The sequence below is a fragment of the Sphingobacterium sp. IITKGP-BTPF85 genome, assembly GCF_001006065.1.
GTDB classification, from domain to species: Bacteria; Bacteroidota; Bacteroidia; order Sphingobacteriales; family Sphingobacteriaceae; genus Sphingobacterium; species Sphingobacterium anhuiense.
This window is the reverse complement of sequence record NZ_ASZT02000032.1, coordinates 1-15,710: the sequence shown is the minus strand read 5'-3', so window position 1 is coordinate 15,710 and position 15,710 is coordinate 1. Positions and strand designations below refer to the sequence as shown.

The 15,710-nt window shown below is 38.0% G+C and carries 12 protein-coding genes and 5 pseudogenes; all 17 read left to right on the top strand.

Going from position 1 to position 15,710, the window contains the following annotated elements:
• Positions 1-97 precede the first annotated feature (97 nt).
• A pseudogene (locus L950_RS08695) lies at positions 98-648 on the top strand (NADH-quinone oxidoreductase subunit B).
• On the top strand, positions 641-1,144 hold the full coding sequence (locus L950_RS08690; RefSeq protein ID WP_021190703.1) for an NADH-quinone oxidoreductase subunit C: 504 nt from the start codon (positions 641-643) through the stop codon (positions 1,142-1,144). Before L950_RS08695 ends, L950_RS08690 begins: the two are co-directional and overlap by 8 nt.
• Positions 1,145-1,164: 20 nt before the next feature.
• Positions 1,165-2,400: an NADH-quinone oxidoreductase subunit D gene (locus tag L950_RS08685; protein WP_021190702.1), complete on the top strand. Its 1,236-nt coding sequence runs from the start codon at positions 1,165-1,167 to the stop codon at positions 2,398-2,400.
• Positions 2,393-2,911, top strand: a complete 519-nt coding sequence (gene nuoE / locus L950_RS08680) for a complex I 24 kDa subunit family protein (protein ID WP_021190701.1) — start codon at positions 2,393-2,395, stop codon at positions 2,909-2,911. Before L950_RS08685 ends, nuoE begins: the two co-directional genes overlap by 8 nt.
• A gap of 1 nt (position 2,912) precedes the next feature.
• The gene (gene nuoF / locus L950_RS08675) at positions 2,913-4,268 is read left to right on the top strand and encodes an NADH-quinone oxidoreductase subunit NuoF (protein ID WP_021190700.1); all 1,356 of its coding nucleotides are present in this window, start codon (positions 2,913-2,915) and stop codon (positions 4,266-4,268) included.
• A gap of 27 nt (positions 4,269-4,295) precedes the next feature.
• Positions 4,296-5,309: a 2Fe-2S iron-sulfur cluster-binding protein gene (locus L950_RS08670; protein ID WP_021190699.1), complete on the top strand. Its 1,014-nt coding sequence runs from the start codon at positions 4,296-4,298 to the stop codon at positions 5,307-5,309.
• Position 5,310: 1 nt separating this feature from the next.
• On the top strand, positions 5,311-6,351 hold the full coding sequence (gene nuoH / locus L950_RS08665; RefSeq protein WP_021190698.1) for an NADH-quinone oxidoreductase subunit NuoH: 1,041 nt from the start codon (positions 5,311-5,313) through the stop codon (positions 6,349-6,351).
• 12 nt (positions 6,352-6,363) lie between these two features.
• Positions 6,364-6,876 carry a NuoI/complex I 23 kDa subunit family protein gene (locus L950_RS08660; protein ID WP_021190697.1) on the top strand — a complete coding sequence of 171 codons (513 nt, stop codon included), beginning with the start codon at positions 6,364-6,366 and terminating at the stop codon, positions 6,874-6,876.
• A 10-nt stretch (positions 6,877-6,886) separates the two neighbouring features.
• Positions 6,887-7,374 (top strand): annotated as a pseudogene (locus L950_RS08655) (NADH-quinone oxidoreductase subunit J); the annotation flags it as partial.
• Between the two features lie 7 nt (positions 7,375-7,381).
• Positions 7,382-7,711, top strand: coding sequence for an NADH-quinone oxidoreductase subunit NuoK (nuoK, locus tag L950_RS08650; protein WP_031288694.1), 330 nt, complete (start codon positions 7,382-7,384; stop codon positions 7,709-7,711).
• 32 nt (positions 7,712-7,743) lie between these two features.
• Positions 7,744-9,662: pseudogene (nuoL, locus tag L950_RS08645) on the top strand (NADH-quinone oxidoreductase subunit L).
• 25 nt (positions 9,663-9,687) lie between these two features.
• Positions 9,688-11,131 (top strand): annotated as a pseudogene (locus L950_RS08640) (complex I subunit 4 family protein).
• A 36-nt stretch (positions 11,132-11,167) separates the two neighbouring features.
• A pseudogene (locus tag L950_RS37200) lies at positions 11,168-12,546 on the top strand (NADH-quinone oxidoreductase subunit N).
• A 127-nt stretch (positions 12,547-12,673) separates the two neighbouring features.
• Positions 12,674-13,006, top strand: a complete 333-nt coding sequence (locus L950_RS26215; RefSeq protein ID WP_021190695.1) for a carboxypeptidase-like regulatory domain-containing protein — start codon at positions 12,674-12,676, stop codon at positions 13,004-13,006.
• Positions 12,981-14,831, top strand: coding sequence for a DUF5686 family protein (locus tag L950_RS08630; protein ID WP_021190694.1), 1,851 nt, complete (start codon positions 12,981-12,983; stop codon positions 14,829-14,831). Before L950_RS26215 ends, L950_RS08630 begins: the two co-directional genes overlap by 26 nt.
• 8 nt (positions 14,832-14,839) lie before the next feature.
• The gene (locus L950_RS26210) at positions 14,840-15,208 is read left to right on the top strand and encodes a hypothetical protein (protein ID WP_021190693.1); all 369 of its coding nucleotides are present in this window, start codon (positions 14,840-14,842) and stop codon (positions 15,206-15,208) included.
• 5 nt (positions 15,209-15,213) lie between these two features.
• Positions 15,214-15,710: enoyl-CoA hydratase-related protein (locus L950_RS08625; protein WP_021190692.1), on the top strand; the 497-nt coding region annotated here is incomplete at its 3' end.

Here is a 15,710-nt window from a genome sequence, read left to right as displayed (position 1 = left end):
TTCTAAATTGCGCTAACAGCTTGATTTTTATCTAGAAAATGTTAGTTTTGATATGTGCGATAGCACACAACTGTAAACCACTTTAAATTATATTTCCATGAGCGATATTAAGTTGGCCAAAGCACCTCCGGGAGTTGAGGGCGCTGGTTTTTTTGCCACGAGTTTAGATAAAGCGATTGGTTTGGCGCGTTCAAATTCTTTATGGCCTTTGCCTTTTGCTACTTCTTGTTGTGGGATCGAATTTATGGCTACAATGGGTTCAACATATGATCTTGCTCGTTTTGGCGCAGAAAGACCAAGTTTTTCTCCTCGCCAAGCTGATATGTTATTGGTGATGGGAACCATTGCTAAAAGATGGCTCCTGTTTTGAAACAGGTATATATGCAAATGGCTGAACCTCGTTGGGTGATTGCGGTTGGTGCATGCGCCTCAAGCGGAGGGATTTTTGATACGTATTCTGTCTTACAGGGAATCGATGAAATTATTCCTGTTGATGTATATGTGCCTGGATGTCCGCCGAGGCCAGAAGCAATATTAGACGGCGTTTTACGCTTGCAGGATATTGTTAAAAATGAATCATTGAATAGGAGAAATACACCTGAATACCGCGCTTTATTAGAAAAATACGGAATTGAAACTTATGAATAAGCTAGATAATACCTATTTGTGGGAGAAGTTAGGGTCTAAATTCGGTGCTGATGTGTCACAATTGGCTGATGACTATGATCTATTAACAGTGAATGTACATATTGATGCTATTCATGCTGTGTTGACTTTTTTGAAACATGATGCGGAATTGCAGTTTATTCACTTGACAGATATTACGGCTGTTCATTATCCGCAGCAGAAACAGTCATTTGAAGTGGTGTATCATCTGAATAGCCTCGTGCATAATATTCGGATTCGGATTAAAGTGGCGATAGACGGAAAAAATCCGGAAATTCCTACGGCTACTACCATTTGGAAAGGTGCAAATTGGATGGAGCGAGAAACGTATGATTTTTATGGTATACAGTTTTTAGGACATCCAGATTTAAGGAGGATATTAAATGTAGATGAGATGGAGGTTTATCCTATGCGGAAGGAATACCCTTTAGAAGACCCCAACCGTGTAGACAAGAAAGATCTCTATTTTGGACGCTAACGTTAGAAAGGAAACCAGTTATGAACGATTATATTACCAAGATATCCCCAAATAAACCTGTTTACGATGATAATGATCCCCAGGATGAGTTGATAACCTTAAATATTGGTCCTACACATCCTGCGACTCATGGTGTATTTCAAAACGTAGTCCAAATTGATGGTGAACGTATTGTTAGCGGTGTTTCAACAATCGGTTATATCCATCGGGCGTTTGAAAAAATTGCTGAACATCGACCATTTTATCAGATTACCCCGCTCACCGATAGATTGAATTATTGTTCTGCCCCCATTAATAATATGGGCTGGCATATGACCGTTGAGAAATTATTAAAAATAGAAATTCCAAAGCGTGTCCAGTATATGCGAGTTATCGTAATGGAATTGGCTCGTATTGCTGACCATATTATCTGTAACGGTATTCTCGGTGTTGATACCGGGGCATTTTCAGGCTTTTTGTATGTTATGCAGGAGCGGGAGTTTATATATGAAATTTTTGAAGAAATATGTGGAGCCCGTTTAACGACTAACATTGGTCGTATCGGTGGTTTTGAAAGAGACTTCAATGCCATTGCATTTGCAAAGATTGAAGAGTTTTTAAAAAGATTTCCTCCGGTTCTGACAGAATTTATGGAGCTATTTGACCGAAACCGAATTTTTATAGAGCGAACATCTGGAATTGCGGCCGTTACGCCGGAAGAAGCTTTAGATTATAGCTGGTCTGGCCCTATTTTACGTGCTACAGGTGTGGATTATGATATTCGTGTTCAAAACCCCTATTGTTCCTATGATGAATTCGATTTTGATATCCCTGTAGGTACAAAAGGAGATGTTTATGATCGCTATATGGTGCGTAATGAAGAAATGTGGCAATCTTTACGCATTATTGAACAGGCTTTAGCTAAAATAGAGAAAGAACCTAAGGGAGTTTTTCATGCTGATGTACCGGAGTTTTATTTACCTCCAAAAGAACAGGTGTACACCAATATGGAAGCATTAATCTATCATTTTAAAATTGTGATGGGAGAAGTCGATACCCCTAAGGCTGAAGTTTACCATGCTGTCGAAGGTGCCAATGGAGAATTAGGATTTTACCTGGTGCACGATGGCGGACGTACCCCTTATCGTTTACATTTCAGAAGGCCTTCCTTTGTCAATTACCAAATGTTTGCTCCGATGAGTGCAGGAATGTTGCTTTCGGATGCGATTCTTAATATGAGTAGTCTTAACGTTATTGCAGGAGAATTAGATGCTTAGTATAAAAAATAATGAATATGTTGAATTTTCTTCAACATTGCTAAATCAATTTGCTGAAGTAGTGGGACGTTTTCCGGAAGGGAGACAAAAATCGGCATTGCTTCCTATACTGCATTTAGTACAAGCGGAGTTTGGGTGGTTAAGTCCTGATGCTATGGATAATGTCGCTTATTATTTAAGTATAGAGCCTATCGAAGTTTATGAAGTTGCTTCTTTTTATACGATGTATCTATTGCAACCACAGGGGAAATATGTTTTGGAAATATGCAGAACTGGTCCCTGTTGCCTGGTCGGAGCGGAACGTATTATGAGCCATCTTGAACATAAATTGGGTGTTAAAGAAGGAGAAGTGACGGCCGATGGATTGTTTTCATGGAGAGGAGTCGAGTGTTTAGCAGCCTGTGGCTATGGGCCTGTCTTACAGATCGGACCTGAATACACTTTCTACGAGAACTTAACCGAAGATCGTGTTGATCAATTAATAGATGATTTAAGCTCAAAAACTAAGTAATATGGCGCGTAAACTTTTGTTAACACATATTGATGTTCCAGGGATTCAAACTTTTGATGTTTATCGTCAACATGGCGGATATCGTGCGGTTGAAAAAGCACTTAAAACGATGTCCCCTGATGATGTTGTTGAAGAAGTTAAGAAATCAGGTCTTCGTGGAAGAGGAGGAGCTGGTTTTCCTACTGGGATGAAGTGGAGTTTCTTAGCAAAACCGGAGGGTGTTCCTCGTTATTTAGTGTGTAATGGAGATGAATCTGAACCAGGTACTTTCAAGGATCGTTATTTGATGACACATATTCCTCACGCTTTGTTGGAGGGAATGATCGTCTCTAGCTATGCTTTAGGAGCTAAGACTTCTTATATCTATGTTCGAGGTGAAATGATGCCTCAGATCCGTATTCTTGAACGTGCTATTGAGCAGGCGAAAGCTGCAGGTTTTTTGGGTAAGAATATTTTGGGGTCAGGTTATGATTTAGAGATTTATGTACAGCCGGGAGCTGGAGCTTATATCTGTGGTGAAGAGACTGCCTTATTAGAGTCTTTGGAAGGTAAAAGAGGAAATCCGAGAATAAAGCCCCCTTTTCCCGCTATAGCAGGATTATACGGCTGTCCTACAGTAGTCAATAATGTTGAATCGATTGCCGCTACTGTTCCGATTATTAATGATGGTGGAGAAGAATATGCGAAGATCGGTATAGAGCGGAGTACAGGAACAAAATTAATATCGGCCAGTGGAAATCTATTAAAGCCAGGTGTATATGAGATTGATTTAGGCTTATCTGTAGAAGAATTTATTTATTCAGATGAGTATTGTGGTGGCATCGCAAATGGGAAAAGGTTAAAGGCGGTAGTCCCCGGCGGTTCATCGGTTCCTATTTTACCAACGAATTTAATTTTAAAAACAGCAAATGGCAATAACCGCTTAATGACTTATGAATCATTGGCTGATGGAGGTTTCCAAACAGGAAGTTCCATGGGATCAGGCGGTTTTATTGCTTTCGATGAGGATCAGTGTATTGTGCGCAATACGTGGAATTTTAGTCGTTTTTATCATCACGAGAGTTGTGGACAGTGCTCTCCTTGTAGAGAGGGAACAGGATGGATGGAGAAAGTGTTGCACAAGATCGAGATGGGACATGGCAATTTATCTGATATTGAATTGCTTTGGGATATACAGAGACGTATTGAAGGAAATACGATCTGTCCGTTAGGTGATGCTGCGGCATGGCCAGTGGCTGCGGCCATACGACATTTTAGAGATGAGTTTGAATGGCATATCAATCATCCAGAGGATGCATTGACTCGTAATTTTGGATTGGCGCATTATGCAGATCCTTTAGTACCGATTGTTTCTTAATTAGATTGTGATAAACGCGATACGAAGATGGCAGAAGAGGTAAAATTGAAAGTTATTATAGATGGTATTCCTGTAGAAGTAGCGCCAGGAACAACAATTTTGAATGCAGCACGTGAAATTGGTGGCGATATCGTTCCTCCAGCTATGTGCTATTATTCTAAGTTGGAAGGTACAGGTGGTAAATGCCGTACCTGCTTAGTTAAAGTTTCGAAAGGATCTGAAAAAGATCCACGTCCCATGCCTAAGTTGGTCGCCTCCTGCCGTACGACTGTGATGGATGGAATGGAAGTAGAGAACATCACTTCTCCAGATGTTGTGGAAGCAAGAAAAGCGATTGTGGAGATGTTGCTGATTAATCATCCTCTAGATTGTCCTGTTTGTGATCAGGCTGGCGAATGTAAATTGCAAGATTTAGGTTTTGAGCACGGCTCTGCGCAGACGCGATATGAGTTTGATCGAAGAACATTTGAACGTATTGATATAGGAGATAAAATTCAACTACATATGAATCGATGCATTTTGTGCTATCGATGTGTGTTTGTTGCAGATCAGATTACTGATAGACGCGTGCACGGTATCATTGGTCGCGGAGATCATTCCGAAATCTCAACTTATATTCAAAATGTTGTAGAGAATGATTTTTCAGGAAATGTAATTGACGTTTGTCCTGTGGGGGCTTTAACAGATAAAACATTCCGCTTTAAAAATAGGGTTTGGTTTACAAAACCGGTAGATGCTCATCGCGATTGCCCAACGTGTTCGGGCAAGGTGACTTTATGGTACAAAGGACCTGACGTGATACGTGTCACTGCACGCAAAGATGAGTTTGGAGAGGTAGAAGAATTTATTTGTAATACCTGTCGGTATGATAAAAAAGAAACCATCGACTGGAAGTTAGAGGAACCGACCCCAATTAGTGACCAGTCTGTGATTGCATCTAATCATTATACACGCTTTAATCCACCAGCTGTTATCAAAATAGATCCTGTACTGCAGGAACAAAATTTAGAACAGTTGGCCAGAACAGAAAAATTGAAATAATATGGAGTTGTCATTTGTCATAGAAAAATTCGTCCTTGTTACTTTGGTTTTTGTGATCACGCTTGTGATTGCGATGTACTCAACATTGGCAGAACGTAAGATCGCCGGCTTTATGCAGGATCGTTATGGTCCGGATCGAGCGGGAATATTTGGTTTATTACAACCTTTATGTGATGGTGGTAAGTTTTTCTTTAAAGAGGAAATAATTCCCGCTGGAGCACACAAAGCCTTGTTTATTCTTGGACCCACAATCGCTATTATTACTGCCTGCATTAGTTCTGCGGTGATACCTTGGGGGCAATCGTTAACGATCGGTGATCGCGTTATCTCACTACAGGTTGCTGATGTGAATGTGGGCATTCTTTATATGTTCGGCGTTATTGCACTTGGCGTGTATGGTATTATGTTAGGTGGCTGGGCTTCCAATAATAAGTTTTCGCTTATGGGAGCTGTTAGAGCAGCTTCACAAAGTATCAGTTATGAGATTGCAATGGGGCTTTCGATTATAGCACTTTTGATGGTGACGCAATCGCTATCTTTAAGAGATATCGTAGCCCAACAATCAGGTTTTTTGAATTGGAACATTTGGGCGCAGCCTTTAGGATTTATCATTTTTATGGTTTGTGCTTTTGCTGAGTGTAACCGTGTTCCTTTTGATTTACCAGAATGTGAGACCGAATTGGTCGGAGGTTATCATACTGAGTATTCTTCCATGAAATTGGGGCTGTACATGTTTTCAGAATATATCAATATGTTTGTGTCTTCAGCGTTGATGGCCTCATTATATTTCGGAGGATATAACTTCCCTTTCATGCACGACTTAGGACTGTCTGAAAATTGGATAACGATTATAGGCGTTCTCGCATTTTTCGTCAAAATATTTGCATTTATCTTCTTCTTTATGTGGGTGCGTTGGACTTTGCCAAGATTCCGATACGATCAACTGATGAATTTAGGATGGAAAATGCTGATTCCTTTAGCAATTGCAAATATTGTGTTGACGGGAATAATTACATTGATTAAGGATACATATTTTTCATAGAAAGGAACCGTTATGCAACCATTAAGTAATAGAAAAAAAGTTTTGGCGCAACAACCAATGAATTTTATGGAGCGGATCTATTTTCCAGCTATTATAAAAGGTTTGTCCATTACTCTAAAGCATTTTTTTAAGAAAATACCAACTGTTAAATATCCAGAGGAACAGCGTCCTTATTCTAAGAACTTTCGAGGACAACATTCTTTAAAGCGAGATGAAGAGGGACGTGAAAGATGTACAGCATGTGGTTTATGTGCCCTATCTTGTCCTGCGGAGGCCATTACTATGACTGCTGCCGAGAGAACTAACGAAGAAAAGGATTTGTATCGTGAAGAAAAATATGCCGCCGTGTATGAAATTAATATGTTGCGCTGTATTTTTTGTGGTCTATGTGAAGAGGCGTGCCCTAAAGAAGCCATTTATTTGGATGGTCCACATGTTACTGCCGATTATCTTCGTAAAGATTTTATTTATGGTAAGGATAAATTGGTAGAGCCAAAATTTGATATTACAAAATTGAATAGTTAACCACAAACCTATGACTGTTTTTTATTTAGTTGCTTTCTTATCGATTTTTTTCGCGCTGATGACCATCTTCACGAAAAATCCTGTGCATAGTGTTTTATATCTTGTGATTACGTTTTTCACGTTTACCATTCATTATATTTTACTTAATGCACAATTCCTTGCTGCGGTTAATTTTATCGTCTATATGGGGGCTATTATGGTTCTTTTTCTATTTGTGTTGATGTTACTGAATCTGAATAAAGATACGGAACCCATGAAATCAAATCTTGTAAAAATGATGGGTGTTATTGCAGGTTGTTGTCTTGTTGTTGTTCTTTTGGTGCATTACGAGTTTTTGACATCTCCAATCCATTGGTCGCTAAAGATCCTGATATTGGGCTAGTGAAAAATTTGGGAAAAGTATTATTTAAAGAGTTTTTGCTCCCGTTTGAATTGTCTTCAATTCTTTTGTTAACGGCTATTATTGGAGCAGTATTATTGGGGAAAAAAGAACCAAAAAAATATAATGGAAACAGCAGTTCAACAATTACAAGGTGTTCCTATAAATCATTATCTGATTTTTTGTGGATTGATTTTCGCCATTGGCGTGATCGGAGTATTGATACGTCGTAATGTTATCATTATGATGATGTCAATTGAATTGATGTTAAATGCAGTAAATCTCTTATTAGCGGCATTCTCTGTTCATCATGATGATGCTTCGGGACAGGTTTTTGTATTTTTTATTATGGCTCTGGCAGCAGCCGAAGTCGCGGTGGGTCTAGCTATTATTATTATGGTGTATCGAAATACGAAGTCGATAGACATTGAATCACTACATAAACTTCGTTGGTAATTTAAAGCATTAAAAAAAGAAAGATATTAGCTATGCGTGATTTAATTTGGTTAATTCCTTTATTGCCGTTGATTGGTTTTGTCATCAATGGAATAGGACGACAGGTGCTTTCAAAAAGTTTAGTTGGATTTATCGGTAGTGGTACCGTATTTATTTCGTTTTTATTGAGCTGTACTCTTTTTGTATCAATTTATGAGGCGCGTGCACTTGGTGAAACAGGTAAGATTAGCCAACATATTTTTGATTGGATTAAAATCGGGAATTTGGAAGTCTCACTTTCCTTTTTAGTGGATCCTCTAAGTGCGATTATGTTATTAGTAGTAACAGGAATTGGCTTTTTGATACATATCTATTCGATAAGTTATATGCAACATGATGGAGGATTTGCAAAGTATTTTGCTTATTTAAATCTCTTTATCTTTTTCATGTTGATCTTAGTCATGGGATCCAATTATTTGGTCATGTTTATTGGTTGGGAAGGTGTTGGACTTTGTTCTTATTTACTGATCGGGTTTTGGTATAAAAACAGTGATTATGGTGCCGCGGCTAAGAAAGCATTTGTGATGAATCGTATCGGAGATTTAGGCTTCCTAATTGCGATCTTTTTTATCTTAAATAATTTTGGATCCTTGGAATTTTCCACCGTGTTTGAGTCAGCAAAAGTTTCCCAATAGGAGATGTGACGATCTTAACGATTACGCTATTACTCTTTGTAGCAGCAACCGGTAAATCGGCTCAGATTCCTTTATTTACCTGGTTGCCCGATGCGATGGCTGGTCCAACTCCCGTTTCTGCTTTAATACACGCAGCAACGATGGTCACCGCAGGGATTTACATGATTGCCCGTTCAAATATCTTATTTGTATTATCTCCTTTAACGCTTCAGATCATTGCGATAATCGGCGTTTGTACCGCTCTATTTGCTGCAGCAACTGCGCTGACACAGAACGATATTAAAAAGGTGTTAGCCTATTCTACAGTTTCACAATTGGGTTATATGTTCTTGGGATTAGGAGTTGGTGCATTTACAGGTGCTTTCTTTCATGTTTTAACACATGCCTTTTTTAAGGCTTTACTCTTCTTGGGTGCAGGTTCTGTGATACATGGTATGAGTGATGAGCAAGACATGCGAAAAATGGGCGGTCTTAAAAAGGCTTTACCCATCACGTATATGACCATGCTGATCGGTACCATTGCCATTTCAGGTATACCTCCATTTGCTGGTTTTTTCTCTAAAGATGAGATTTTAGCACATGCTTTTGCTGCTAATCCAGTTTATTGGGTATTGGGGTTTATTGGAGCATTGATGACTTCTTTCTACATGTTTAGGTTGATTTATTTAACTTTCTTTGGTTCTTTTAGGGGTACGGAGGAGCAGAAACATCATCTTCATGAATCGCCTAAATCCATGACTTTACCATTAATCGTGTTGGCTGTGCTGTCTATCTTTGGTGGTACGCTTAATCTTCCTGAGGCATTGGGAGGTCAGGCTTGGCTCGCAACATTTTTGTCTCCTGTATTTGCTGATGGAGCAAGTTTGCAACACATGCATACAATAACCCACAGTACTGAATATATGTTAATGGGAGTTTCTGTAGTAGGAGTTTTGGTTATGGCATTTGTTGCCTATAACAAATATGTGAAACAAGGATCGGTTCCTGAGCATGATCAGGTGAGCAGAACAGGCCTTGCAAAACTTTCTTACCATAAGTTTTATGTGGATGAGATTTATGAATTATTAATTATAAAACCGATTAATTGGCTTTCCGTATTTCTAGCAAGAATAGTTGATAGCTTAGGGATAGACGGTTTAGTCAATGGAATTGGTAAATCGTCCTTTATGACTGGAAAAGGAGTTCGCCTTTTACAAAGTGGAAATGTGGGTTTCTATCTTTTACTGATGGTCGTTGGAGCGATAGCCATCTTTTTATACGGTTTATTGAGTTTTTAACATTGTAATAGCTATTTGATCATCAATGGATAACCTATTTTTACTTATTCTAACTCCTATTATCGGTGCTATTTTTTTGTCCTTTGTATGTGAACATACATTAGCGAAAAGAGGGGCACTGGTATTGTCTTTGATTACGCTGGGTCTGACTATTCCTTTTATCTGTCAATTCAATCCTGAAGGCGACTTTAATTATGAACAGTCTTATCCTTGGATAACTGCTTTTGGTGTTAACTTCCATATTGGGGTTGATGGTATTAGCTTGCCTTTGTTAGCACTGACTAATTTTTTAGTCCCACTCATTGTTCTGACCACTTTTAAGAAAGTCTTTAAAGGCAATTTCTATGCTTTAATGTTTTTCATGCAAAGTGGTTTGATGTTGGTTTTTTCAGCTATGGATGCTTTCACATTTTATGTGGGCTGGGAGGTTGCCTTGATTCCGATCTATTTTATTTGTGCTCTTTGGGGAGACGGGGACCGTATCCGGGTCAATTTGAAATTTTTTATCTATACATTCTTTGGCAGTTTATTGATGCTTGTAGCAATTTTATATCTACATCAGCAAGTCGCGACCAATGACTTTGAATGGCATTCATTTGTTTCCTTAGATTTAGATGCATCTACACAACGGTGGATATTTTGGGCTTTCTTTATTGCTTTTGCAATAAATTCCAATTTTTCCTTTCCATACATGGCAGCCGGGAACTTATACTCATGCTCCTGCGGCGGGAACGATGCTCTTAGCCGGAATTATGTTAAAAATGGGTATTTATGGTCTGATGCGCTGGCTTTTACCTGTTGTACCTGAAGCGGTTGCTATTTACGGTCAGCTGGCAATGATTTTATGTGTTTTTGCAGTTGTGTACGCATCTATTATTGCGATACAACAGCAAGATTCGAAACGACTTATTGCTTATTCTTCTATTGCTCACGTTGGATTAATTAGTGCTGGGGTATTTACTTGGAATGTGACCGGAATGAGTGGTGCCATGATCCAAATGATCAACCACGGAGTTTCTGTCGTCGGATTATTTTTTGTGCTTGATATTATTCAGGATCGTACCGGATCAAGAGATTTGCGAGACTTAGGCGGCATAGCCAAGAAAGCGCCTCGCTTAGCGATCGTATTTTTAATTATTATCATGGGCGCGATTGGTTTACCACTGACAAATGGTTTTATTGGAGAGTTTTTGCTTTTGAAAGGGATTTATGAATATGGCGTTTGGTTCGCTGTTTTTGGTGGCTTAACACTTATTCTTGGTGCTGTTTACATGCTTCGTTTGTATCAAAGAACAATGCTTGGCACGACCTCCGAACGAACAGCGTATTTTGTTGATATTTCGGGTGTCGAATTGTATACTTTGATTATCATTTCAGCAGTGATTATTTATTTAGGAATTTTTCCAAACAGCTTATTGCATATTTCTTCAGCGTCTGTATCCGTTTTGGCTACGTTCCTGGGGAGATAATTTTAGACTTAAACTTTACGAATAATAGATTCGATTATGGGGGCGATTATTACATTATCAATATTAGCATTATTGGTACTTTACTTAGGATTATTTAAAGCAAATAAATCATTATTACCAGTAGGTTTAGTGGGCTTGCTTGTTGTTAGTGGACTATTAATTAAAGATTGGAAAATAAATGCGTCTCCATTATACAATGGGATGATCTTATTTGATCACTATGCTATTGCTTTTTCAATATTATGTACTTTCGTGACAATATTGATTTTCATACTTTCTAAAGGATATTTTACGTCTTCAAGCGATCATGTGGCTGAATATTATACTTTATTGTTGTTCTCATTACTTGGGGCTGTTCTTGTTAGTAGTTATCACAATTTAGCCTTATTATTTCTAGGAATAGAGATCATGTCTGTTGCGCTTTACATCTTGGTCGGAATACGTAAGAAAGATCCAGCTTCCAATGAAGCCGCGATCAAATATTTTATCATGGGGGCTTTCTCTACGGGGTTTTTACTATTTGGAATAACCCTCTTGTATGGCGCATCCGGATCTTTTGATCTGATGATGATTAGAGACTATGTAACGATGCATCCAGGTGCGATATCACCTTTATTTTACGGAGGAGTGTTGTTGATGATCATTGGTCTGACTTTTAAGTTGGTGCCGCTCCCTTTCATTTCTGGACGGCAGACGTATATGATGGGGCACCGATCTTAATTACGAGCTTTATGAGCACAGTGGTTAAAGTAGCATCCTTCGCGGGCCTATTAAGATTATTTACCTTTTCGCTTTTGCCACTGCAAGATTTTTGGACACCTATATTTTTAGGAATTGTCGTGCTTACATTATTTATTGGTAATCTTTCAGCTTTAATGCAATCCTCATTTAAGAGGATGTTAGCTTACTCAAGTATTTCACATGCAGGTTATATGCTTTTTGCTGTGATTGGTATTGGAGCTAGCTCTGCGAATTCAATTTTTGTTTATGGAGCTTCTTATTCTTTAGCTACTGTTACTGCCTTTGCGGCTTTGATTTTAGTAAAACGGGCTGTTGGGTCTGATCATTTCGAATCATTCAATGGATTGGCGAAAAAGAATCCTTATTTAGCAGCAATCCTCACTATTGCCATGCTGTCTTTAGCGGGTATTCCGTTAACAGCAGGTTTTATTGGTAAGTTTATGATGTTCAGTTCAGTAATGGCACAGTACCATATTTTGCTTTTGCTCATTGCGGTTTTAAATGCAGCTATCGCGGTGTATTATTATTTAAAAGTGGTTGTATCGATGTATTTCAGGACTGCAGAGGGAAAAAGTATTCCAATAAATTCCAATTACATTATTCTATTTATTGTGACTACTTTTTTAACGATTTTAATCGGAGTCTATCCGAATTGCTTTATAGAGTTAATTTAAAGGGAGGTTAATTAATATACTTAATGCATAGTTTGTAAAAGCTATGCATTTTTTATTTTGATTTCATGCCTTATAATTTAAAGACAAATTGTATATTGTCAGTAGGAATAAGTAATTGCTGATATTCATGAAGTTTTTAATACCGATTATAACTACAATAAAAAGACTTTTTATTATTGCTGTTGTGCTGGGTATTTTAACAAGCCTAGGATTTGCACAGCGAAATGTTAAAGGTCGTGTCATTGACGGTAAAACTGGAAAAGGAATTCCTTTAGCTAGTATCTCCTGGAGTGGTCATAGTGGAGGCACTTCGGCAGATACACTTGGTAATTTCAATATTGTCCTCCGGAATGAATATGACCAGATTGCCTTTCGGGCGGTCGGTTATGAGATTAAATTAATTGATCTTAATGCGGTTCAAGATTCGGTATTAAATGTATTACTTTGGCAAAGACAATAAAATTGGAGAGGTGGTTGTCAATGCCAAAGGTCGTAAGTATAAAGATCCTGCCTTAGCACTAATTGAAAATGTCATTTCTCATAAGGATGAAAATCATATCTCTAGATTAAATCATATTCAATATGAGGAATATGAAAAATCACAATTTGGTACGGTAGATTTTAAAGTAAAGCCAGGAAGATTGCCAGGTAAATTAAGATTTTTGTTTGAAAATAAAGATACAGTTAGTATACCTGGTAGTTCTATTTTACCTTTTTTCTTAGAAGAAAGTGTCTCGGAAGTCTATTCTACATTTAAACCTTCGCGGAAGAAAAAAATTATTACTGGACATAAGGTTACAGAATTAAACAAGCGTTATATCAATAATGCCAATATCCAAAGTTATTTTCAAGATCAATTTCGAAATATTGATCTCTACGAGAATAATATCCAGCTGATAAGTAAAGCCTTTTTAAGTCCGATAGCCGGTAATGCTCCTTCTTATTATAAGTATACAATTAGGGATACGTTAGTTAAAGATGGTGTACGCTATATCGAATTACATTTTGAAGCAAAATCAAAGATGGACGTGTTGTTTAAGGGATCAATATGGGTCTCCGATGATGACCGTTATGCCGTTTATTACGCAGAAATGGAACTTGGTGAAGAGGCCAATATTAATTGGGTCAATGGAATTAATATAGGTCTTGAGTTTGAAAAGCATCCTGCAGGACAAATGTTGCCAAAACGCGCTAACCTACAGATCTTATTCGGTACAGATAAGGGGAATGCCCTGTACGGGAAAAAGGAGACTTATTTCTCAAAATATAAAGATGAAGCGATAAATGATGAGCTATTTAAAGGCATTCCGATTGAGAAGCGCTATCTGGAACAAAAAGATTCTGTACAATGGGATCGGGTGAGAGTAGTGCCGCTTACAGAAACTGAAGCTAAGACTTACGTCAATATTGATTCTCTTTCAGAAATGAAATCGATTAATCGATTAATCTCAATTGGATATTTTTTAGTAAGAAGTTATTATAATGTTGGAAAATTTGAGTTTGGTCCTTTAGAATATACCTACAGTTTTAATGAAATAGAAGGAAGTAGAATTCGATTAGGGGGTAGAACAACGGAATTGCTTTCGAATAAATTCTTTTTTGAGGGTTATGTTGCCTATGGTACACGAGATCAGGAATTTAAATATTACCTCAATGTAGCGCAGTCTTTAAATGGAAAATCTATCGTACAGTTTCCTGCCCATTATCTATCGGCAACGATTCAACATGATGTTATGGAACCTGGTCGAGGTTTAAGTTATCTGAAAGGCGATGGTTTTTTTCAGTCCTTTCGAAAGAATAAACCAACTAAATGGTTATGGAATGATATCTACCGTCTTGAGCATTTAATTGAATTTGGAAATCATTTTAGTGTGAGTACCATGTTGACAAGACATGAAAGACAGGCCGCTGGGACCTTGTCTTTTGTGACAGGAAACGCTTCGCCAGATACGATTGCAGCGATCAACACAAATGATATACAGATCAAGTTACGTTGGGCACCTGGAGAACAGTTTTATTATAGAAATTTAGAGCGAACGCAGATCAGGAATAAATTTCCGATTCTGACTTTGCAATATAACAAAGGACTAGATGGTTTCTGGAATGCAAATCAACGTTATGATGCTTTGAGGTTTAAGATCTTTAAAAAGATATTTATGTCTCCTGCAGGAACAGCTGATATCGAATTTAGTGCTGGTAAGATATGGGGCACGGTCTATTATCCACTATTAGAGATGCCAGATATTCAAACGGATAAATCGGGTCCTTTGCAAAATTTGATTTGATATCAAATATGGAATTTGTTGCAGATCGTTTTGTAAAGCTTGCTTATTATCACCATTGGGATGGCTACATATTCAACAGGATACCTTTATTGCAACGTTTAAAGTGGCGCGAAGTAACAGGTTTCAAGTTTTACTATGGACAAATCAGTGATCGAAATAATCCGGAATTTAATGAAAATCAGATTCAGTTTGACCGTGATGACGATGGTCTTGTTAAAACGCGGGTTATGGGCAATCAACCTTACATGGAAGGAATAGTAGGCATTGACAATATTTTTAAAATTTTTCGAGTTGAATATAAAAGAAGATTAACGTATTTAAATTATCCAAATGTATCCCGTGATACCTATGGTGTATCACTTCATTTAAATTTTTAGAAATTATGGAATATCAACATCTCTTATATCAAGTGGATAAGCATATTGCTTATATTACAATCAACAGAGCATCAGCGTTGAATGCTTTGAACCAACAAACATTGAGAGAGCTAGAAGCAACGCTTGTCGAAGCAAAGAAGGATCATGATGTCAAAGGAATTATTATTACAGGCGCAGGTGAAAAAGCATTTGTAGCAGGAGCTGATATTAAAGAATTTATAGATTTAAGTGAGGCCGAAGCGAAACTTCTATCACAAAAGGGGCATTATATTTTTACGGAATTGATCGAACAATCACCGAAACCTGTCATCGCCGCAATAAATGGATTTGCGCTAGGCGGTGGTTTAGAATTAGCGCTTGCCTGTCATATGCGCTTTGCTTCAGCAAACGCAAAATTGGGTCTTCCAGAAGTTTCTTTAGGTCTTCTTCCAGGTTATGGCGGCACACAACGATTGACGCAATTGGTAGGACGTGGACGTGCATTACAGATGATCCTGACAGC

Bases quoted from the DNA above. Each gene is read 5' to 3' on its own strand.
- L950_RS08690 (WP_021190703.1), top strand. From the start codon at position 641: ATGAATAAGCTAGATAATACCTATTTGTGGGAGAAGTTAGGGTCTAAA.
- L950_RS08685 (WP_021190702.1), top strand. From the start codon at position 1,165: ATGAACGATTATATTACCAAGATATCCCCAAATAAACCTGTTTACGAT.
- nuoE (WP_021190701.1), top strand. From the start codon at position 2,393: ATGCTTAGTATAAAAAATAATGAATATGTTGAATTTTCTTCAACATTG.
- nuoF (WP_021190700.1), top strand. From the start codon at position 2,913: ATGGCGCGTAAACTTTTGTTAACACATATTGATGTTCCAGGGATTCAA.
- L950_RS08670 (WP_021190699.1), top strand. From the start codon at position 4,296: ATGGCAGAAGAGGTAAAATTGAAAGTTATTATAGATGGTATTCCTGTA.
- nuoH (WP_021190698.1), top strand. From the start codon at position 5,311: ATGGAGTTGTCATTTGTCATAGAAAAATTCGTCCTTGTTACTTTGGTT.
- L950_RS08660 (WP_021190697.1), top strand. From the start codon at position 6,364: ATGCAACCATTAAGTAATAGAAAAAAAGTTTTGGCGCAACAACCAATG.
- nuoK (WP_031288694.1), top strand. From the start codon at position 7,382: ATGGAAACAGCAGTTCAACAATTACAAGGTGTTCCTATAAATCATTAT.
- L950_RS26215 (WP_021190695.1), top strand. From the start codon at position 12,674: ATGAAGTTTTTAATACCGATTATAACTACAATAAAAAGACTTTTTATT.
- L950_RS08630 (WP_021190694.1), top strand. From the start codon at position 12,981: ATGTATTACTTTGGCAAAGACAATAAAATTGGAGAGGTGGTTGTCAAT.
- L950_RS26210 (WP_021190693.1), top strand. From the start codon at position 14,840: ATGGAATTTGTTGCAGATCGTTTTGTAAAGCTTGCTTATTATCACCAT.